This is a genomic window from Pantoea sp. PNT03 (genome assembly GCF_014852515.1).
Taxonomy (GTDB): Bacteria; Pseudomonadota; Gammaproteobacteria; order Enterobacterales; family Enterobacteriaceae; genus Pantoea; species Pantoea leporis.
In genome coordinates, this window is record NZ_JACVBT010000002.1 from 274,635 (window position 1) to 295,935 (window position 21,301).

At 55.2% G+C, this 21,301-nt stretch carries 19 protein-coding genes and 1 pseudogene; 13 read left to right on the plus strand and 7 right to left on the minus strand.

What is annotated here, in order from left to right; genetic code table 11:
* Nucleotides 1–33 precede the first annotated feature (33 nt).
* On the plus strand, nucleotides 34–1,026 hold the full coding sequence (locus IB226_RS09400) for a sugar phosphate isomerase/epimerase (RefSeq protein WP_101761489.1): 993 nt from the start codon (nucleotides 34–36) through the stop codon (nucleotides 1,024–1,026).
* Between the two features lie 171 nt (nucleotides 1,027–1,197).
* Here IB226_RS09400 and IB226_RS09405 read toward each other — a convergent pair whose 3' ends face one another.
* On the minus strand, nucleotides 1,198–2,202 hold the full coding sequence (locus IB226_RS09405) for a LacI family DNA-binding transcriptional regulator (RefSeq protein WP_192234885.1): 1,005 nt from the start codon (nucleotides 2,200–2,202) through the stop codon (nucleotides 1,198–1,200).
* A 310-nt stretch (nucleotides 2,203–2,512) separates the two neighbouring features.
* Between IB226_RS09405 and IB226_RS09410 the strand changes: the two genes are divergently transcribed.
* Both IB226_RS09410 and IB226_RS09415 read left to right on the plus strand, forming a co-directional pair.
* Nucleotides 2,513–3,436 (plus strand): substrate-binding domain-containing protein, encoded by a 924-nt coding sequence (locus tag IB226_RS09410; RefSeq protein WP_110866909.1) that lies wholly within the window; start codon nucleotides 2,513–2,515, stop codon nucleotides 3,434–3,436.
* A 137-nt stretch (nucleotides 3,437–3,573) separates the two neighbouring features.
* The gene (locus tag IB226_RS09415; protein ID WP_192234887.1) at nucleotides 3,574–4,389 is read left to right on the plus strand and encodes a creatininase family protein; all 816 of its coding nucleotides are present in this window, start codon (nucleotides 3,574–3,576) and stop codon (nucleotides 4,387–4,389) included.
* Nucleotides 4,390–4,460: 71 nt separating this feature from the next.
* Here IB226_RS09415 and IB226_RS09420 read toward each other — a convergent pair whose 3' ends face one another.
* Nucleotides 4,461–5,360 (minus strand): LysR family transcriptional regulator, encoded by a 900-nt coding sequence (locus IB226_RS09420; RefSeq protein WP_192234889.1) that lies wholly within the window; start codon nucleotides 5,358–5,360, stop codon nucleotides 4,461–4,463.
* Nucleotides 5,361–5,465: 105 nt separating this feature from the next.
* On the opposite strand from IB226_RS09420, the gene IB226_RS09425 reads away from it, so the two are divergent.
* From IB226_RS09425 to IB226_RS09470, 10 genes are all read left to right on the plus strand, one after another.
* Entirely contained in the window at nucleotides 5,466–6,476 is a 1,011-nt protein-coding gene (locus IB226_RS09425) for a BMP family protein (protein WP_192234891.1), read from the plus strand.
* Between the two features lie 5 nt (nucleotides 6,477–6,481).
* A complete protein-coding gene (locus tag IB226_RS09430) occupies nucleotides 6,482–8,035 on the plus strand; it encodes an ABC transporter ATP-binding protein (protein WP_192234893.1) in 1,554 nt (517 codons plus the stop codon).
* Entirely contained in the window at nucleotides 8,019–9,134 is a 1,116-nt protein-coding gene (locus IB226_RS09435; protein WP_192234895.1) for an ABC transporter permease, read from the plus strand. The genes IB226_RS09430 and IB226_RS09435 overlap by 17 nt, the downstream gene beginning before the upstream one ends.
* Entirely contained in the window at nucleotides 9,131–10,069 is a 939-nt protein-coding gene (locus tag IB226_RS09440; protein WP_192234897.1) for an ABC transporter permease, read from the plus strand. The genes IB226_RS09435 and IB226_RS09440 overlap by 4 nt, the downstream gene beginning before the upstream one ends.
* A gap of 3 nt (nucleotides 10,070–10,072) precedes the next feature.
* Nucleotides 10,073–10,495: a cupin domain-containing protein gene (locus tag IB226_RS09445; protein ID WP_110866914.1), complete on the plus strand. Its 423-nt coding sequence runs from the start codon at nucleotides 10,073–10,075 to the stop codon at nucleotides 10,493–10,495.
* Between the two features lies 1 nt (nucleotide 10,496).
* Nucleotides 10,497–11,270 carry a cysteine hydrolase family protein gene (locus IB226_RS09450; protein ID WP_101761479.1) on the plus strand — a complete coding sequence of 258 codons (774 nt, stop codon included), beginning with the start codon at nucleotides 10,497–10,499 and terminating at the stop codon, nucleotides 11,268–11,270.
* Nucleotides 11,267–12,652 carry an amidohydrolase family protein gene (locus IB226_RS09455; RefSeq protein ID WP_192234899.1) on the plus strand — a complete coding sequence of 462 codons (1,386 nt, stop codon included), beginning with the start codon at nucleotides 11,267–11,269 and terminating at the stop codon, nucleotides 12,650–12,652. Before IB226_RS09450 ends, IB226_RS09455 begins: the two co-directional genes overlap by 4 nt.
* Nucleotides 12,653–12,805: 153 nt before the next feature.
* Nucleotides 12,806–13,255, plus strand: coding sequence for a helix-turn-helix domain-containing protein (locus IB226_RS09460; RefSeq protein ID WP_101761477.1), 450 nt, complete (start codon nucleotides 12,806–12,808; stop codon nucleotides 13,253–13,255).
* A gap of 9 nt (nucleotides 13,256–13,264) precedes the next feature.
* Entirely contained in the window at nucleotides 13,265–14,545 is a 1,281-nt protein-coding gene (locus IB226_RS09465) for a type II toxin-antitoxin system HipA family toxin (protein WP_192234901.1), read from the plus strand.
* Between the two features lie 97 nt (nucleotides 14,546–14,642).
* Nucleotides 14,643–15,746, plus strand: a complete 1,104-nt coding sequence (locus IB226_RS09470; RefSeq protein ID WP_192234903.1) for an NADH:flavin oxidoreductase/NADH oxidase — start codon at nucleotides 14,643–14,645, stop codon at nucleotides 15,744–15,746.
* Between the two features lie 54 nt (nucleotides 15,747–15,800).
* Here IB226_RS09470 and IB226_RS09475 read toward each other — a convergent pair whose 3' ends face one another.
* The 5 genes and pseudogenes from IB226_RS09475 to IB226_RS09495 form a co-directional block, all read right to left on the minus strand.
* Complete coding sequence (locus IB226_RS09475) at nucleotides 15,801–17,018, minus strand: aromatic amino acid transporter (protein WP_192234905.1); 1,218 nt, start codon at nucleotides 17,016–17,018, stop codon at nucleotides 15,801–15,803.
* 127 nt (nucleotides 17,019–17,145) lie between these two features.
* Complete coding sequence (locus IB226_RS09480; protein WP_192234907.1) at nucleotides 17,146–18,156, minus strand: Gfo/Idh/MocA family protein; 1,011 nt, start codon at nucleotides 18,154–18,156, stop codon at nucleotides 17,146–17,148.
* Nucleotides 18,157–18,167: 11 nt separating this feature from the next.
* Nucleotides 18,168–18,989 carry a TIM barrel protein gene (locus IB226_RS09485; protein ID WP_192234909.1) on the minus strand — a complete coding sequence of 274 codons (822 nt, stop codon included), beginning with the start codon at nucleotides 18,987–18,989 and terminating at the stop codon, nucleotides 18,168–18,170.
* A gap of 131 nt (nucleotides 18,990–19,120) precedes the next feature.
* The gene (locus IB226_RS09490; RefSeq protein WP_192234911.1) at nucleotides 19,121–20,557 is read right to left on the minus strand and encodes a sugar porter family MFS transporter; all 1,437 of its coding nucleotides are present in this window, start codon (nucleotides 20,555–20,557) and stop codon (nucleotides 19,121–19,123) included.
* Between the two features lie 342 nt (nucleotides 20,558–20,899).
* Nucleotides 20,900–21,256, minus strand: a pseudogene (locus tag IB226_RS09495) (autotransporter domain-containing protein); the annotation flags it as partial.
* Nucleotides 21,257–21,301 lie beyond the last annotated feature (45 nt).

Here is a 21,301-nt window from a genome sequence, read left to right on the forward strand (position 1 = left end):
TTCAATGACGCAATCATCTGAGGAGAAGGTCGAATGAGTTCCTACACGTATCCGAAATTCGGTGCCGGATTGTGGCACTTCGCCAACTATATTGATCGCTACGCCGTAGATGGTTACGGGCCAGCGCTTAGCACCCTTGATCAGATTAAACTCGCTGGCAGCGTCGAGGACCTATCCTATGTTGATGTGCCCTATCCCTTCACCGAAGGCGTAACCGTAGCGCAGGTTAAACAAGCGCTCGCCGATGCCGGATTGAAAGCCATTGGCGTGACGCCAGAAATCTATCTGCGCCGCTTTTCACGCGGTGCTTTCACCAATCCCGACGCCGCCATTCGCCAACAGGCGTTTGATTTGATGCACGAAGCCGCCACCGTAGTGCGTGAGCTGGGGGCTAACTACGTGAAAGTCTGGCCGGGTCAGGATGGCTGGGATTATCCGTTCCAGGTCGATCATAAAAACCTGTGGAAGATGGCCGTAGAGGGTATGCGCGAACTGGCGAGCGCCAATCCAGACGTCAAATTTGCTATCGAGTACAAACCGCGCGAACCACGCGTGAAAATGACCTGGGATTCAGCTGCGCGTACGCTGCTTGGCATTGAGGATATTGGACTGGATAACGTTGGCGTGCTGCTCGATTTTGGTCATGCACTGTTTGCCGGTGAATCCCCAGCGGATTCCGCCCAGCTGATTATCGATCGTGGTCGTCTGTTTGGTATGGACGTCAACGACAACCTGCGCGGCTGGGATGACGATTTGGTGGTCGGTACCGTGCACATGACCGAGATTTTTGAGTTCTTCTATGTTCTGAAGATCAATAACTGGGACGGCGTGTGGCAGCTTGATCAATTCCCGTTCCGTGAAGATCATGTTGAAGCCGCCAATCTGTCGATTCGCTTCCTCAAACATATCTATCGCGCGCTGGATAAGCTGGATATCGCCGCGTTGCAGGAAGCGCAGCGTGAGCAAAACCCGCTGAAAGCGCAAAGAATTATTCAAAATGCGTTGCTGACCAGCATAGAACAGTGATTTTACGTCGTGGGTCGTCATTTATGGCGTAATGGTGATCAGTCAAGCGCCGAATCAAATTACCGCACCTTCCGTAGCGGCGCGATTTATCGCGCAATGAATTGCGCCGCTACAATGTGTGCTCTCGGTAATTACGGGTTTTCATGTCTTAACTGAGGAGCATTACGTCATTTATGGCGACCTCAAATGCGAACGCCGTACTCGCATTTCACCCCGCCGCCAATGCTCATCCGCACCCTTTCGACCATCAATCAATCGGTTTAACGCTTCGGCGATCAGCAGATCAATACGTTGGCTAAAGGTGGTGAGTTGGCAGCCTGGCGCGCTGGCTTCTTCAATATCATCGAATCCCACCACCGCAATCCTTGACCTGGTCGGGGCGGCGCGCATCGCTTCCATCGCGCCGAGCGCCAGCACATCGTTTTCACAGAACAGCGCATCAATTGCGGGCGCATCCGGTTGATGCAGATAATCGCTCATCGCTTGCCAGCTGCGTGCACGATCGTAGCTGCCGGCTTTAAGCAGCACATCAATTTGACAGCCTGCTTGTTGCAGCGTCGCTTCAAATCCCTCTTTGCGCAGCAGATGTGACGTTGGTGTATCCGGACCTTGCATAAAACCAAACCGTTGCGCGCCCTGCGCCAGCAACAGCTCGGCGATCTGCTTGCCGGCGGCATAACCATCAATCGCCACCACATCGATGCCCTGCGCATGCGTATTGCGGCACAGCTGCACCAGCGGAATGTTGTACATATCCTCCACCAGCGTAATCAGCTGTGCCGATAACACCGTACCGAGAAACAAAATGCCGTCGATCTGCAATTGATCCGCCTGCGTCATTACCGAACGATACGGCTCGCCGTCGGTGATGTTGAGGATCAACGCCATATAGCCGCGACGTTGTAGCTGCTGCGTAGCTTCATTGAGAATCATCAGCGTATGCGGATTTTTCAGCTCGTCGATCACCACGCCAATAATATGCGTCTTCTTTTTTACCAGACTGCGCGCCAGCAAATTGGGCCGATATCCCAGCTCTTTAGCGATGCGCATCACCTTCTCGCGCGCCTTCTCAGAGATTGAAGCGCCGGGCATAAACGCGCGCGATACCGTCCATTTCGACACGCCGGCAATAAGCGCCACATCGCTGGCCGTGGCCTTTTTCACTGTTCTCGTCATCGGCTCCCTTCCGCAAATTAGCTGGCAAAAAGTGAGCATAGAGCGATTCCTCATGTAAACAAGAGGCGGTTTTCGCAAACTTTGCACCCGGTTGCATTTTTGTAATGCACTCGGGTGCAAATTGTGATGATTTTGTGATCGTGGTGATGAAATCGCTTTTTGCTGCGTTGACTATTTTTCAACCGTGCCAGAGAGTGAATGCAGCACATCGCGTTGTCCGTCTGAACATGATGTCAATCAGCGGAACTCATCCCGTTGATTTTGCACCCGGATGCAAAATAATAGAAACCTTCCCTACAGAGATAAAAAAATGAAATTATTCAAAGTAGTAATGCTTATCTGCGGTTTGCTCAGTATGTTCACTGCCCAGGCGAAAACCTACATGGTTGGCGTCGCTCTGGCTAATCTCGATCTCAATTTTGTTTCCATCTTAAGAAGTCAGATGGAAAAGCAGCTTAAAGACAAAGGGCTTAACAGCCAGTTTGCCGATGCTAAAGGCGATGTATCTCTGCAAATCCAGCAGGTGGATGATTTCATCAATCAGGGCGCAGACGCGATCATCATCAACCCGGTGGATACGCAAGGCGTAATGCCTGTGATCGCCGCCGCGCAAAAAGCCAATATCCCGCTGATCTTCGTGAACCGTAAACCCGAAGTGAAACTGACCGGTAAAATGGCCTATGTCGGTTCCGACTCAGCGTTAAGCGGCAAAATGGAGATCGAAGCCTTAGCCAAACGTCTGGATAACAAAGGAAATATCGCCATTCTGATGGGCGCCCTCTCCACCGAAGAAGCACGTCAGCGCACCAAAGCGGTTGAAGATTATGTGAAGGATCATCCCGGCCTGAAAGTGATCCAGAAACAGAGCGCCAACTGGCAGCGCAACGAAGCGGTCGATAAAACCCTGTCATGGTTGCAGGATGGGAATGATATCAACGCCATCATCGCTAACAACGATGAAATGGCGATCGGGGCGATTATGGCGCTCGATCAGTTGAAGAAAAACAATGTGTTAGTCGCCGGCATCGACGGCACGCCGGATGGTTTGCAGTTTATTAAGAACGGCAAAATGGCGGTGACGATCTTCCAGGATGCGAAAGGCCAGGCGACCGGTGCAGTCGATGTGGCTTACGACATGCTGAGCGGTAAAAAGACCGAAGCCTACAACTGGGTGCCATACCAGACGGTGACCAAAGAAAATTATCAGGAATTCACCAGTAAAAATCAGAAGTAACGCCGCTCTTGTTGGGTCGCCGATCATTCATGGCGACCTGCTTATGACCATTGCCTTTAAAGCAACGCTAAGTGCGAATTTTGTTGCTTCCATTGCACTATTAACCCGCTATGTTGGGGTTAAAAATGGAGGTCAACATGCTCAAACCGTCTTCGCCCTGGTGGTGGGATCTCTCAACCCGGGAATTCAGTGAACTTGATATGGCGAATATCGTCGCCGTGCTGCCGATTGGCGCAGTTGAACAACATGGCCCGCATCTGCCGGTGCGTGTGGATGCGGCGATCAACGCCGGCATTATTCAACGCGCGGTGGAATTATTGCCCGACGATCTTCCTTTGCTGGTGCTGCCCGCGCTGCCGATGGGTAAATCGGATGAACATCTTGCCTATCCCGGCACCCTTTCGCTGCCGTATGACGTGTTAGGCAAAGTGTGGTTCGAAGTCGCAAAAAGCGCCTGGCGCGCCGGAATTCGTAAGCTGATTTTTTGGAACTCGCACGGCGGACAGCCGCAGCTGATGGAGATCGTCTGTCGCCAGCTGCGCATCGAACTGGGCATGTTTGCCGTCAGCGCCAGCTGGTTCCGTACCATTGATGCATCGGATCTCTACAGCGCGCATGAACTCAATCACGGCATTCACGGCGGTGAATCAGAAACCAGCATGATGCTGCATCTGCACCCTGAACTGGTGCGGATGCAGCACGCCGCGGATTTCGTTTCCACTTCGGTGGCGCTTGAAGCGACCGGCGGTATTTTAACGCCGGAAGGCGGCATTGGTTTTGGCTGGATGGCGCAGGATCTGCATCTGTCTGGTGCCACCGGCAACGCCGCAGCGGCGGATGCTGAGCGCGGTGCGATTGCCACCGATCGTGCTGCGCATGCGCTGCTGAAGCTGGCGCGCGAAGTGAACGATTTCGATATTCATTTCCTGACCGATCGCACCGCATTCTCGTAGGGTAGCCATGTAAGGTGACCAAGTGCGCATTAATGCGGGCCCTACAAAACCCGCATCGTTGCGACCTGCTCTCAACGCAATTCCGACATCATCCCTTTAATGGTTTCGGCGAACACGCTACCAATCGCGCTGGTACCGCGATCGTGGCCGATCAACATCAGCGTTTGCATGTGCTGGGCCAGTTCGCGCACCGGAATATAGATCAACCGGCCGCTGCGCTGGTCAGATTCAATATCAATCGGCGTGAGAAACGTGAGGGTTTGATCCATCATCGCCGACTGGCGCATCACCTCGATCGAATTGGTTTCAATAACTGGCTGCATATTGATCGAGGCACGCGCGAAAACTTCATTTAGGTAAGGCCGTATCACCATCGATTTGTCGGCAATCACCACCGGATACGGCAAGCAATCACTCAAACGCAAACTGGATTTCTCCGCCAGCGGGTGCCCCGCGCCCACCACCGCGCCCAATCGCACCGGCACGCTGGCAATGTTGCGATGTACCGGCTGCAGGTCGAAATCAAATCCAATCCCCAAATCGGCCTCGCCACTTGCCACCGCGTTAGTGATGTTCTCGCCGGTGGTGAGTTGTTGCAGCAGCAATTTCACGCGCGGATTGGCGCGGCGAAACTCCGCTGCCACGCGCGGAATCAGGTTCGCCGCTAATCCACTCATCATCGCCACCGTCACTTCGCCGCGCCGCAGTCCTTTCAGCTCTTCGATTTTCATCTGCGCGATTTCAATCTCTTTAAAGCTCTGCCGCACATGATGAATCAGCGCTTCACCGGCGGCGGTAAGAATCATTTTACGCGGCAAACGCTGAAACAGCGGCGTGCCCAGCTCCTCTTCCAGCGCAATCAGCTGGCGGTTAATCGCCGACGCCGAAATGTGTAGCCGTTCAGCCGCTTTGCGAATCGAACCGCTGCGCGCCACCTGATCGATATACACAAACAAACGATGTTGCAGCATATTCCCCCTGCGTTGCCTTTTAGGCATCGGTAAGTACTAAAAATGATGCTTTTAAGATAATGCTCTTCCGGTGATTAATACATCAAAACCACACCAGGAGAACACATGATGGCAGACGTATCCCGCAGAAAGTTTGCGAAGTTAGTGGCTGGCGCACTGTTGTTACCCGCGCTGGCACCGATGTTGTCGCGCAAAGCGATGGCGGCGAATAACACCATAAAAATCGCCCTGCTGTTGCCCGGCTCGGTTGCCGATGGCGGCTGGAGTTCGCTGGCGTATGCCGGATTGCAGAGCCTGCAAAAAGCCGGTTTCAGCGTGGCGCACAGCGAAAGCGTGTCGCAGGCGCAGATGGATCAAACCATACGTGGCTACGCCGATGACGGTTACACGCTGATCATTGGCCACAGCTTTGAATACGGCTCGGCGTTTGCCGAAATCGCGCCGGAATATCCTGACACCTATTTCTTCGCGTCCACCTTCAAGCCAAGCGAAAAATCACCGGACAACGTGGAATACGTCAACCTCGCCTATCTGCAAGGCGCCTATGCCGCCGGTGCGCTGGCGGCGCTGATCTCCGAAAAAGGCAAAGCGGTTGGCTTTGTGGGCGGCGGCGATAATCCCACGCAGCAGGCAATGATGCGCGCCTTTATTCAGGCCGCTGAGAAAACACGTCCGGGCATCAAAGGCATGGGCGTGGTGACCGGCGATTACGACAACGCCGCCAAAGGCCGTGAAGCTGCCACCACCATGATTGGCAACGGCGCGGATGTGATTTGGCATGCCGCAGACGTCACCGGCCTCGGCGCGATGCAAGGCGCGGCAGCGGCAAAAGTCAAAGCTATCGGCTGCTATGTCGATCAGCGTGATGTCGCGCCCGATTATGTTGCCTGCAGCTTCCGCCAGAACCTCGACTGGATGGTGGAACAGGTTGGCGAGTCGGTGGCGAATAAAACCTTTAAAGGCGGCGACGAATGGCATCCCACCGTTGGCAAAGCCTGGTCGGTGGTCAATGGCAGCGAACACTTCAACGCCAAACTGGTGAGTGCCAGCGCATGGGCGCGCTTCCAGCAGATCTGGCAGCAGCTTGATAGCGGCGCGCTGAAGCCAGTGGTTTAACCATCATGACAGCAACAACAAATATCCGCGTCGCGCTGAAAAACATCACTAAACGCTTTGCGCGCGTGGTGGCCAATGATGACGTGTCGCTCAGCATCAAAGCCGGTGAAATCCACGCGCTGCTGGGTGAAAACGGCGCGGGAAAAAGCACGCTGATGCAAATCCTTTACGGCCTGTATCAGGCCGATGAAGGCAGCATTGAGGTGGATGGCCAGGCGCAGCGTTTTCGCGATCCCAGCGATGCCATCGCCTGCGGCATTGGCATGGTGCATCAGGAATTCATGCTGGTGCAGCCGATGAGCGTGGTGGAAAACGTGGTGCTGGGATTAAAAGAAGGCGCTAGCGGCGTACTTGATCTGCGCGCGGCGGCGGCGCGTTTGCAGGCGCTATCGGATAAACACGGGCTGGCGATCGATCCCTGGGCGAAAGTGCAGCATTTGCCGATCGGCGTGCAGCAACGTGTGGAGATCCTCAAGCTGTTGTACCGTGATGCGCAGGTGCTGATTCTCGACGAACCGACGGCGGTGCTGACGCCGCAGGAGAAAGCCGGCCTGTTCGCTACCCTGAAATCACTGTGCGCAGAAGGCCGTTCGGTAGTGATTGTCACTCACAAACTGTATGAAATCATGGCGATTGCCCATCACGTTTCGGTGATGCGCGGCGGCAAAATGGTGGATTCGGTGGATATTAAAGATACCTCGGAGCGCGATCTGGCACGCCGCATGGTTGGGCGCGATGTGGTGCTGCGCGTAGAAAAAACGCCGTGCCAGCCGGGCAAAACCGTGTTGCAGGTGGATAGCATTGCGGTGCGTGATGCCAGCGGCCAGCAGAAAATCTGGCGCGTGTCGCTCAACGTCGCTGCGGGCGAAATCCTCGGCATTGCCGGTGTGGAAGGCAACGGTCAATCGGAGCTGGCGGAAGCGCTCCTTAACCTGCGTGAACTGGAAGCAGGCCGCATTCTGCTGAATGGCGAAGACATCAGCGACGATTCCCCCGCTACGCGCCGCCATAAAGGCATCAGTTTTATTCCGGCGGATCGGCGTGGCGTCGGTTCGGTGACCGATTTATCGATTACCGATAACGCCATGCTTGGCCGCCAGCGCACCTTCACCCGCGCGGGCGGCTGGCTGTTGGATCGCCAGCGCATTAGCCAGCATGCGCGCGACATCATCGCCCGCTTTGCGGTACGCACGCCGGATGCCGATTTCGAAGCCGGAAAACTCTCCGGCGGTAACCTGCAAAAGTTGATTCTCGGGCGCGAAGTCGCCAGCAATCCCTGCTTATTAGTGGTTGAACAGCCTACGCGCGGGCTGGATGTCGGCGCGATCGAGAGCGTGTGGCAAGGTTTGATGGCGGCGCGCGATCGCGGCTGCGCCATTCTGATGATCTCCGCCGAGCTGGAGGAGATCATCAATCTCTCCGATCGCATCGCGGTGATGTACAGCGGCCAGATTGCCGGAGAAATGGACGCCGCCGACGCCACGCCAGAACGCCTCGGCGAACTGATGGCGGGCGCGCACCTGAAAAAAACCGGAGGCAATCATGAAAAAGCTGCTTGAGCGACGTCTGGCGCCCGCCGAATCCAGCGGCGCACTGATGTTAACCAGTTTTTGCGGCATCCTTGCCGCTTTCATCATTGCCGGTTTGCTGTTTATCCCGTTTGGCGGCAATCCGCTCTCGGCTTATGGCTTCCTGTTTGATGCCGCTTTTGGCTCGCTGCGCAGCTTCGGTCTCAGCCTGGTGCAATCCACGCCGCTGATGCTGATCGCGCTGGCAACCATCGTGGTGTGGCGCGCCGGGCTCGGTTATATCGGCTTTGAAGGCTGTTTTCTGCTGGGTGCCGCGGCGGCCAGTTGGATCGCGCTGTCGGGTACGCCGCAAGGCTTTCCGTGGGCGATCCCCGCGCTGCTCTATTGGCCGATGGTGCTGATTACCGCCTTCCTCGCGGGTGCCATTTGGGCCGGTTGGGTTGGCGCGTTACGGGTGAAATTTGGCGGCAACGATGTGCTGATTTCGCTGATGGCCAACTATGTGGCGCTGTTCATGGTGCAGTATCTGGTTTCCGGCCCAATGCGCGCGCCGGGTGATCTGCCGCAGACACCACGTTTGCCGGTGGAGAGCTGGCTGCCGTTTGTGATGAACGGCATGCGCGCACATTGGGGCATCGCCATCGCGCTAGTCGCCACGCTGTTTGTCTTCTGGCTGATGCGTGCCACGCCCGCCGGTTTCGAAATCAAAATCGCCGGGCTCAATCCGCGCGCGGCGCGCTACAGCGGCGTGGATGTCAATCGCCGCCAAATGGGCGCGGTGCTGCTCGGCGGCGGATTGGCGGCGCTGGCGGGATTGTGCGCGGTATTAGGCGTGCAACATCGCCTGATGGAAGGCATTTCCGGCGGCGTCGGCTTTATCGGCGTGGTAGTGGCTTTGCTGGCACGCCTCAATCCGCTGCTGGTGATCCCGACCGCCATTCTCTACGGCGGGCTGGAAGTGGGCGGCAGCGCCATGCAGCGCCAAACCGGCTTGCCAACTTCGGTGGTGCTGATTCTGCAAAGTCTGGTGGTGCTACTGATTTTGGCGGGCGATCTGCTGCGCTATTACCGCATCAACCTGCCCGGCGGGCGTAAATCGCGCAGCCAGCTGGCGGAGGAACACTCATGAATCTGTGGATGAATCTCGATACCGCCTTTTTCGTCAGCTGGCTGGCCGCCGCAGTGCGCCTTGCCGGTCCGGTATTACTGGCGGCGCTGGGCGAGATCTACGCCGAACGCTCCGGCGTACTGAATATCGGTATTGAAGGCACTATTCTGCTCGGCGCGCTTTCCAGCTACATGACGGCGGTTGAGAGCGGATCGACCGCGCTGGGCTTTATCGCCGGTGGCGTCGGCGGACTGCTGGTTAGCTGCGTGCTGGCGGCGCTCTACCTGCGCGCCCATGCCAGCCAGATTGTGGTGGGCATCGTCTTCAATATATTGGCAGCGGGATTAGCCACCTGGATTTACGCGCTGGTGATGGGCAATGCATCCTCGCCCACCATCCCAATGCTCGAACCCTGGCATGTGCCGCTGCTCTCTTCACTGCCGTTTATTGGCCCGATTCTGTTCCAGCAGCCGCTGCCACTCTATCTCACTTTGCTGCTGGCGGTGCTGGCGCACTTTGGTCTGTTTCACACCCGCTTCGGCCTGTCGCTGCGTGCGGTGGGCGAAAACCCGCGCGCGGCACATGCCGCCGGGCTCAACGTGTTGAAGATTCGCACGTGGGGCGTGCTGTTCTCCTGCGTGGGCGCTGGATTGGCGGGCAGCTATCTGGTCACGGCGCAGATCGGCCTGTTCCGCGACAACATCGTCAGTGGACAAGGTTTTATCGCGCTGGCGATTGTCATCTTTGGACGCTGGAGCCCGCTTAAAGCGCTGGTCGCCGCTTTTATCTTTGGCGCCGCAGATGCCCTGCAACTCTCGCTACAGCTGTTTGAAAACACGCTGCCGCCGCAGGTGCTGCTGGCGCTGCCTTACTTGCTCACCATTCTGGCGATGTCCGGCGTGGTGGGACGCACATTGCAACCCGGCGCATTAACGCAGCCTTATCGAAAGGAATAATTTATGAAATCGTTTCGTTTCAACAATCTTGCGGATGTTAAGGCGTTCCGTATCAGTGCGGACAGCAGCAACTATTTCGCCATCTTGTTCGACAAGCCGTTAGACGGCATTGAGAACATTTTCGTGGTGGAGATTTTCAACGTCGGCGGTGCTACGCCACCGAATGAACACGCCACCGCGCACGAGTTCTTTTATGTACTACACGGCGAAGGCGTGGCGCGCTGTAACGATGATGAAATTGAGATAAGGAAAGGCGATTCTCTCCTGCTGCATCCGGGCAACGATCACGCCATTCGTAATACCGGCAGCAGCAAACTCTATACGCTGACGGTGATGACGCCGAATGAAGGCTTCTCTGAACTGATTCGTAGCGGTGACCCTGTCACGCTCGATGCTGAAGATATCCGCGTGTTAACGGGAGCCTGATATGCCGGAGAACGTTTTAGGCAGCAGTCGACACAATCAATGGCGCGTTTCAGCGCACGTGGTTGATACGCGGCGTCCAGCGCAGGTGTCGCGCAGCGTGCAGCTTACATCGCGTGAACGTTCAGTGATTTTTGATCTGCAGCGCACGGCGATCCTGGTGATTGATATGCAGAACGACTTTTGTCATGCCGAAGGCTGGCTCGGGCATATCGGCGTCGATGTCACGCCCGCGCGCGCGCCAATTGCGCCGCTGCAAGCCTTGCTGCCGACGCTGCGCGCTGCACAGGTGCCGGTGATTTGGCTCAATTGGGGCAATCGCGCTGATAAACTCAATCTCAGCCCTGCGCTGCTGCACGTCTATAACCCGAATGGTGATGGCGTGGGATTAGGCGATCCGCTGCCGGTTTCCGGCGCGCCGGTGTTGCAGGCCGGCAGTTGGGCGGCGGAAGTAGTGGACGAACTGACGCCGGATGCCAATGACATTCGCGTCAACAAATACCGCATGTCCGGATTTCAGGACAGCGAACTCGACAGCATTCTACGCAATCTCAACGTCACCACGCTGCTGTTTGCCGGTGTTAATGTCGATCAGTGCGTGCTTTGCACCTTACAGGATGCCAACTTTCGCGGTTACGACTGCCTGCTGCTGGAAGATTGCAGCGCCACCACCTCGCCGGCTTATTGCCGCGATGCCACGCTGTATAACGTTCAGCAATGCTTTGGTTTTGTGGTCAATGCCGCTGAATTACAGCAGCAACTGGAGAACGCCTCATGAGTTATCTGCTGGCTGACGGCTGGATGATCACCATGAATCCGCAACGCGAGATTCTGGAACAGGCCAGTTTGCTGATTGAAGATAAGACCATTCGCGCCATCGGCACGCGCGACGCTTTGCAGCAGCGCTATCCTGAAGCGGAAATTATCGACTGCCGCGAACGCATTATTATGCCGGGCATGGTGAACACGCATACGCATCTGTTTCAGACGCTGCTGAAAGGTCTCGGCGATGACATGGTGCTGAAAAAGTGGTTCACCTGCATGACCGGACCCAGCGCCGTAGCGTTGACAGAAGAAGATGTTTACGCCGCCGCGCTGCACGGCTGCATGGAATCACTGCGTTCGGGCGTCACGTCGCTGGTCGATTTTATGTACGCGCATCCGCGCCGAGGATTAACCGCCAAAGTGATCGAGGCCTTTGAAGTCAGCGGCATTCGCGGTCATGTGTGTCGCGGTTTTCTCACCAGCGGCGCTGAGCACGGTATTCCTGCCGAACTGATCGAAACGCCTGAACAGGCGCTGGCCGATGCGCGCGCGGTGATCGATCGTTATCACCAGGTCGATGGCCGGGTAAAAGTCGGTCTGGCACCAAGCATGATTTGGGCGCTGGATGAGAAAGTACTGCGCGGCACGCGCCAGCTGGCGGATGAAACCGGCGTGCTGATCACTACGCATGTGGCGGAAACCGATTTTGAGATCGAGCAGGCAAAGCTGCGTTTTCAGGCCAGCGATACCGAATTCCTCAGCGATATCGGCTTCCTCGGCCCGGATGTGCTGGCGGTGCATTGCGTGCAGTGCAATTCGCGCGACATCCGCGCACTTAAACATCATGACACGCGCGTGTCGCACAATCCCTGCAGCAATCTCTACCTCGCTTCCGGCGTGCCGCCGATTCCGGATATGCTGGCTGCCGGCTTAACCGTTGGTTTGGGTTCAGACGGCCCGGCCAGCAGCAACAATCACAACCTTTTTCAGGCGATGAAAGTGGCGGCGCTGCTGCAAAAAGGCGTGCACCGCGATCCCACCATTATGACGGCGGAAAAAGTGCTGGAGATGGCGACCATCGATGGTGCGCGGGCAATTGGCCTCGAACATCTGGTGGGTTCGCTGGAAGTCGGCAAACGCGCCGATGTGGTGATCGTTGATACTTCGCATCCGGCGATGACGCCAATCCATCATCCGGTTTCATCGTTGGTCTACTCGGCGCTCGGCCACGAGGTCAGCGATGTGTTTGTTGATGGCGCTTATCTGCTGCGGAATGGTGAGTTTACCCAGCTCAATCAAAAAGAGGTGATGGCGCGTTCGCAACGTGCAGCGCATTCACTGGCGGTGCGCACCGGCAATGATAAAGCGCGCGGCTGGCGATCGGCGACGTTTTAAATTGAAGTGCTAATATTTTATATTTTAGGTTCATTAAATGATAATTTATTAGCACTTTTTCGTTTTTATTTTAATCATTAAAAATGGAATGCAGATCGAAAAAGTGCTAATATTTTATCCATTAACCCCATTTAAAGATAAAATAGTGACACAATGGCACAGCGAACTTCTCTGCTTCTTCCTCAAACGAGCGAAATGCTTGCCGCTTTTGGAGAGCGATTAAAACTCGCTCGTAAAAGAAGAAAACTTACGGCTAAACAGGTGGCGGAACGCGCGGGAATGACCCCGATGACGTTGCGTTCGCTTGAAGCGGGTAGCGCGGGTGTGACTATCGGAGCCTATCTGGCTGTGATGCAGGTGTTAGGACTCGAACAGGATCTCAATCTGCTGGCTGCTGAGGATACTCTGGGTCGCCAACTGCAAGATGCACGTCTTACCTCAACGACTAAATTATTTGCCGCTAAATCAGCGTATAAGGTTGATGAGGGTGAGAACAGCACGCAGGTAGCTGAGGCGAATGAGCGCGGAGTTGAGCAAAAAAACGCTCAGACAGTCACCTCTGCCGGCCTCGCCTCACTGCTAATTTCAGGGAAGAAAAAATAGGACCCGACAATGACCATGATTAGCGTCTACGCCGACTGGAACGGACTCAAGCAACCAAAACGTCTCGGTTATCTGCATATTCGCCGCAGCCGGGCGCGTGAATCTTTTGAATTTCAGTATGATCCGCAAGCGCTTAGCGATCCCGATTTGATGTTGATCCAGTTAGATCCCGGCATCCACTTATTCGAAGGGCCACAATATCCTGCCAACAATCGTGCTGGATTTGGTGTGTTTGGCGATTCCAGCCCCGACAGATGGGGACGCTTATTGATGGAGCGTCGTCTGGAACGCGATATCCGTGGCGGATTATTGCCTTCCGGCACGCGCATGTTTGAATCCGATTTTTTACTGGGGGTTCATGACCTGTATCGCGTGGGTGCTTTGCGTTACCGGCTGGAGGATCAGGGGGAATTTCTTGATAACAGATTGGAAATTGCGGCTCCCCCATTTACTGAAATCGCAGCACTTGAACGTGCAAGCCGCGCGCTGGAAAGCGATCCGGATAACCGTGCTGTTCAGGGACATGAATGGCTCAGGATGTTGATCGCTCCAGGCGGTTCTCTGGGTGGCGCACGGCCCAAAGCTAGTGTGGTTGATGAGCAAGGTCAGCTATTTATCGCCAAGTTCCCCAGCATCCGCGATGAATATGATGTGGGTGGATGGGAAATGGTCGTCAATGCTCTCGCCACGGCTTGTGAACTTAACGTTGCCGCTGCCATGGCGAAAAAATTTGCCAGCGATTATCACTGTTTCATGGTGCGCCGTTTCGATCGCACGCCCGAAGGGAAGCGTCTGCACTTTGCCTCCGCGATGACCATGACTGGCCATACTGATGGCGAAGATGCATCCACCGGAGTGAGTTATCTCGAACTGGCGGAAGTATTGATTCGTCATGGTTCCCAAACCAATGCTGATTTACGCGAGCTGTGGTCGCGGATTGTCTTTAATATGCTGGTCTCTAACACCGATGATCATCTGCGCAATCATGGATTTATTCTGGTTCCAGGCAAGGGCTGGCGGTTATCTGCCGCCTTCGATCTCAATCCAGTGCCCTATGCTGATGGTCTGAAATTAAATGTGACGGCAGCTGATAATGCGCTTGATCTCGATTTGGCGCGTGAAGTTGCGCCCTATTTCCGGCTGAAGGCATCTGAAGCCGAAACTATCATAGAAAACTTCAGCAGCATTGTTGCGCAATGGCGCGTGGTCGCCAGACATTTAGGGTTATCACAACGTGAGCAGGAAAAAATGTCTGATGCGTTTCGACTTGCAGCGGCACATTCCGCTTAACTTACTTTTTGCTACAACATTCAAACTCATAGCCCTCTGCAAAATGCGCTTTTCGCCCTAAGCTTAAAGCCATTCAGCCACTGAAGATGAGGTTTCAATGAGTTTACTGTTTAGTACAACACAACTGGGTAAGTTAACGCTCGATAATCGCATCGTCATCGCGCCGATGTGCCAATACTCTGCGGAGGATGGCAAAGCCAGCGCCTGGCACCGCATTCATCTCGGGCAACTGGCACTTTCCGGCGCCGGTTTGCTGATCATTGAGGCGACAGCAGTGGAAGCCGCCGGACGTATTTCTCCGGGCGATTTAGGCTTGTGGGATGATGCAACGGAAGCGGCTTTAGCCAGCGTTCTGCAAGATATCCGTCACTACTCTGACACTCCCATTGGTATTCAACTCGGTCACGCCGGACGCAAAGCGTCCTGCGCCGCGCCGTGGCTGGGCGGCAATCAGCTGTCGCTGGAGCAAGGTGGCTGGCAAACCGTTGCACCATCCGCGCAAGCCTTTAATCCGGAAGATCGCGCACCGGTTGCGCTAAGTAAACAGGATCTTGAGCGCCTGAAACTGGCCTTCGTTGACAGCGCGCAGCGTGCGGCGAAACTCGGTATCCAGTTGATTGAACTGCATGCTGCGCACGGCTATTTGCTGCATCAGTTCCTGTCGCCACTGAGTAACCAGCGTGAGGATGAGTACGGCGGCTCGCTGGAGAATCGTCTGCGTTTCCCGCTGGAAGTGTTCCATGCGGTGCGCAGCGCCGTGCCAGATTCAGTGGCGGTAGGTGTGCGCCTCTCGGCAACGGATTGGGTTGACGGTGGCTGGGATGTTGAGCAGTCGATTGTCTTCAGCCAGCAACTCGAAGCGGCGGGCAGCGATTACGTGCACGTCTCCAGCGGCGGCTTGTCACCGCAGCAGAAAATCACGGTTGGTCCCGGTTATCAATTGCCTTTTGCACGCGACATCCGCAGACAGGTAAAGATTCCGGTGATTGGCGTAGGCTTGATTACGGAACCAAAGCAGGCAGAACAAGCATTGCAGGTAGGTGACGCAGATTTGATCGCGCTGGCGCGCGCAGTACTTTACGACCCGCGCTGGCCGTGGCATGCCGCCGCTGAATTGGGTGCGCAGGCCAAAGCGCCACCGCAGTATCTGCGCTCCGAGCCGCACGGCCTGAAAGGCACGTTGGTATCCAACAAAGAGTAATTGTTTTAATCAGGTACCGGTTGAAATTCGAGTCGCCATTTCTGGCGACTCATCTCATCCACCAAATTCCGGTAACACCCCAAACCAGCTCAACAGCCAGGCCAATATATTCATCGCGCCAAACACCAACAGTAAAACCACCGCCAGCGAACAGCGTTGCTGAGATTTCCATGCCAGCAGCGCGGGGATGATGACCGCCCACAAGGTGGCAAACAGTCCGGCAAAACCAATCGCGGCGACAAAGCCATTTGGCCACCAAATCGAGGCGAGTAACGGCGGCAGGAAAGTCAGGCTGGCGGTTTTCAGGCGTGAGACGGGTGAATTCGCGAATCCCAGACGATCGGCGATGAAATCAAACAGACCGGCGGTGACGCCAAGGAATGAGGCAATCACGGCGAAATGCGAGAAGATCGACATCATCAGCGCCAGCGCATTGACGTGCAGATGCGCACGCAGCGCCGCCATCAGCGCAGCGATATCGCCGCCCTGCTTCACAATCTCAGGAAACGCGGCGCGCGGTAGATTTCCCATGGTGCTGGTTAGCCAAAACAGATACAGCGCCAGCGACAGCAGCGTTCCCAACACCAAAGCCCGCGTGATGTTCTGCTTATTGCCGCCGTAATAGCTCACCAGACCGGTGATGTTGCCGTGGTAACCAAACGAAGCGAGACAAAACGGCAGCACGCCGAGTGCATAAGGCCAGTAACGTTCACCGGCTGCGGGTCCGCTTAGTAACGACGGCATGTTCACCTGTGTCAAAAGGCCGCCAAACAGCACGATTAACAGCAAAATTTTCGCCAGCACACAAAAGGTCATGAGGCGACTGACGCCGGTCGTACCGAGCCAAACGACGACGGCGACGCACAGCGTCAGCAACACCTTGGCTTCTGCGGTTGAGATGGGTAATCCCAGCTGACTGATTGAGTGCTGATAGACCGGGCCGCTGGCTGAAATATACGCGTATGTCAGGATGCCAAGGACGAATAAGATGCTGAGGCCGTTCAGCGCCGCCCAGCCGCGTCCAAGCAAATCTTTGGTTAAAGTGTCGTATCCAGCGCCCGGCGGATACGTGAGGCTGACGCGCATAAACAACAAGCCGGACAGCAACATGCCGCCCCAGCTGATCAGCAGTAACACCATCGCCCAGCCAAACCACGCGCCCGCCATCACCACCGGCAGCGTAAACATCCCTGCGCCCACCACGGTGCCGCAAATAATCATCGCGCCCCACCATACCGAAGGCTGGCGGCGGGACAATGTCATCTCCGTCATCACTTATTCCCTACAAAACATCTTAAAGGCGGCGATGATACACGGGAAAACGCTAAGAAGAGAGTGTGATACGCGATAATACGCGCGCCAGTTCAACCTGACGCGCGTTTAAGGAAGGGAAAGCAACTTAGTTATAAAACGCCGGTTTCGCTGGCATAGTGACCGGTACGATGTCTCCGGATTTTTGCGCCGCAACACAGGCATCGGCAGCAACCGCCGCAGCGAAGCCATCCCAAGCAGACGGGCCGGTCATCTCACCCGACAACACGTTATTGATGAAGTCCTGCAACTCCACGTCATAGGCATCGATGAAACGCTTTTTCCAGTCGGTAAGAATGCTGGTGGAGAGTTTGGCCGCGCTGCGCGTCTGTACCGACATCGGTTCAGGCAGGCGCGCAATGCCGCTTTCGCCGACCACTTCACATTGAATATCGTAGCCGTAAGCGCAGTTAACGAAGATTTCGACGTCGATGCGCACGCCTTTGGCGGTTTCCAGCAGCACGATTTGCGGATCTTTCAGATGCGAAGCGGCTTTACTGGTTGAGCGCGGGTAGATCACCTGCGCACTGACGTAATCATCTTTCAGCAACCAGCGCAGCACATCGAGCTCATGAATCAACGTATCGGTGATCGCCATATCAGTAGTGTAGGAATCGCCGACTTCGGGATTGCGATGCGCGCAGTGCAGCATCAGCGGTTCGCCGATGTCACCGTTATCAATCACCGCCTTCAGCGCGCGGTAGCCCGCGTCGTAAGGACGCATAAAGCCGACCTGCACTAGCTTCTTACCGGCGGCGATTTCCGCTTCCACGATGTTCATACAACCCTGCGCGGTGACCGCCAGCGGCTTTTCGCAGAAAACCGCCTTGCCGGCTTTGATCGCTGCCAGCACAAACTCTTCATGGGTTGGGCCCCACGAGGTGACTAGAATCGCCTGCACCTCTGGCGCGTTAATCAGATCATGTGCGTTGTCGTAAATCTCCGCCTGAATGCCGAAATCGTGGATGATCTGCTCGCAGTTGCTGCGGTTGATGTCATTCAGCGCCACCACACGCGAATGTTGCAGCACCTGGCTGCAACGACGAATGTGTTCGCGACCGATCGCGCCCGTGCCAATTACACCGATATTGAGCGTCATGGAAGTGTTCCTTAGTTATTCAGGTAAGCAATGCTGGAGTGGATTTCACGAGCAATTTGTTCTTCGCTCCAGTTATCCATCACCGACGAAAACGGTTCGAAAGCGTAAATGCCGCGATAGCCCATCTCTTCCAGACGCTGCACTTGTTGTTTCGATTTCAGCACATCGTCGGCGCTTAACATGATGCGCTCTTCGTCGGTTAACTGATGCGTTGGGCGCGCGTCGGTCACGCCGGACAAATGCACCAGCCCGATATTGTTGACGTCGACGCCGCCAGCAAAGTCTTGTTCAGCCCCTTCGTACAAATGATGGTGAAAGGTATCCAGTACGATTTTGAACGGCGCGCCGGCTTGTTTGATCAGCTGCTGTGCCAGAGCCGCTGAACGCAGCGAGCTTTGCGGGAAACCGAGCGGCTCCACCAGACCGGCAATGCCATATTCGGCAAACAGTGGCGCCAGCGTTTTTAACGCATCGACGGTTTGCTGCTGGGAAATAACGGTGCCGTCATTCAGTGGGCAAAGGACTAACGCTTTCGCACCGGTGGCACGCGCGTCTTTTAATAAAGCGCGCGTTTTCTCCAGCACGTCATCGCTTAATTGGTTAAACGGATAAACCGCATTAATAGTTTCAATGGTAAAAGCATGCTGAGTCGCGAGATGGCGAACTTCTTCGCCTGTTAAATTATCGGTCACGCTACCACTTTTCATATCATTGCGGATTTCGACTTTATTTAACCCCAGCTTTTCAACCAGCGAGAAAAAACGCTCGAGACTAAGATTAGGCGCGATTTTACGATTAACGCATAGTCGGTCATGGCTTATTTTGTAGGTCATGGTGTGTTCTATCCTGAAAGAGTAATATTTATTAGCTTCTGTTTTGTCATGTCGCGTCGATATCTTGCGATAGTAAGCGATGTTGTTTTGCTGCTCTGCCAGAACCTTGATTGATTTACATCAATGCAACATCATTTATACAACTCATGGAAATAGTGCTCTACCTGTTCCAGGCTGCGTCCTTTGGTTTCCGGGATGGTGCGCAACACGAACATCGATCCCCCAATACCAATCACGGCAAAGGTTAAGAAGGCACCGGCCAGACCAAATGCCGCCAACAGCAACGGGAACGCCATGGAAATGGCGAAGTTGGCCATCCACAACGCAAATACCGCGCCGCCCATGCAAATACCGCGCATCCGCGCTGGAAAGATCTCGGAAAGTAATAGCCAGGTGACCGGCGACAGCGCGCCTTGCTGGAAGCACAGAAACATCAGCATCCCCGCCAGCACCAGATAGGCGCGCAGCAGATTCACGTCACCCGCTGGGTAATATTCCGGCATGAAGAAGCACACCGCGGCGATAAAAAACAGACACGCGGTGCAACCCATCTGGCCAATCAGCACCAGCGGACGACGGCCGATTTTGCCGATCATCCAGATACCGACCAGCGTCATCAGCACCGAAATCACGCCGTTGGCAATGGTGGCGAACAGTGCGGCATCGTTGCTCAAGCCGGTTGCCGTCAGCATGGTCGGCGCGTAATACATGATGGTGTTGACGCCGGTCAGCTGCTGAATCGCCGCGATGCCGATACCAAGCAGGAACACTTTGCGCAGCCACGGCGTACGCAAATCGCGCAGGCGGCCTTTGCCCTGTTGCCGGTTCTCTTCGATGGTTTCTTCTATCTCTTCCAGCTCCCATTCGACGTCATCGGCCGCGCGGGTTTTCTCCAGTACTTTGCGTGCTTGCTGGCTATTACCGCGCATTACGAGCCAGCGCGGGCTTTCCGGCATAAAGATCATGCCCAACCACAGCAATACCGCTGGCACAGTTGAGATAGCGATCATCCAGCGCCACGTGTGTTCTCCACCCCAGATTTCATTGAAAGTGGCGTTGGAGACGTACGCCAGCAGCTGACCTGAAACAATCATCAGCTCCTGCAAGGTCACCAGTTGACCGCGCTTGTTCGCCGGGGCAATTTCCGCGATATACACCGGCACCGTGGCCGCTGCGCCACCGACGGCGATACCGAGGAACAGACGTGAAGCAATCATTGAGATGACATCCGGCGCGAAGGCCGAACCGATGGCGCCAAGGGCAAAAATAAAGGCCAGAGAAATGATGATCTTGCGGCGTCCCAGCGCGTCCGCGAAATGACCGGCGAGCAGCGCGCCAAAAGCGGCGCCAAACAGCAGTGAACTGGTGACTAACCCGGTGGTAAAGGGCGTGAGCTGTAGATCGTCACGCATAAAGAGTAAAGCGCCCGATACTACACCGGTATCGTAGCCGAACAGCAATCCACCCAGCGTGGCGACCAGCGCAATAATTTTAACAAATGGCTCGGTGCGCGTGGCGCTATTGGGGCCGGAAGCGGTGTTAGTGGATATATAAAGTTCTCTTTCCATAATACCTCCTGGTGAAAAAAAATTAAGGAAATACGGCAGAACAAAACAGAGCACTCACGCTAGCGGTGTTTTTATTTCATGTTAATTTTTATTTGAAATTTGTTTTTCGAAGTGTGAGTTCAAGCATTTTGGGATTTTTATTTTGATGGATTTACATCAGTATGATGTGTTTATTTAGGGAGGGCTTTGAGTGGGTAAATAAAAAAGATCGCCATGAGTGGCGTAATGCTCGTTAGTTAAGATATCAACCCCCCTAATTACCGAGAGCACACATTGTAGCGGCGCAATTCATTGCGCGATAAATCGCGTCACTACGGAAGGTGCGGTGATTTGATAAGGCGCTTAACTGAACGGCATTACGCCATGAGTGGCGCTGGCGCGGGAGGTCGCCGCTCCGCCCCAGCCGCGCGTATAGCTGGTGCGCAGATACGGCGTATATTGCTGCCCAGCCTGATCCTGCCAGGTACTATCGAGACGCGCACCCACCCGGCCAATGGTTTGCCCGTAATTGCCCCATCTAACGCGGGTGTTATCCCGATCGACCACATCATCCATATTCAGCTGCAAATACATCAGCTGCGCCTGCGGCTCGATGCGTACACCGTTGACAAACTGCCACGGATAACCGGTTTCCAACGAGGCACCCCAACCGTTGCCGTTCAGCTTGCTCACCTCTTTTTGCCATGCGATATCGGTGTCGCCGCGATGCCAGGCAGAAAAGTCCCATCACCTAGAAGTTATTAG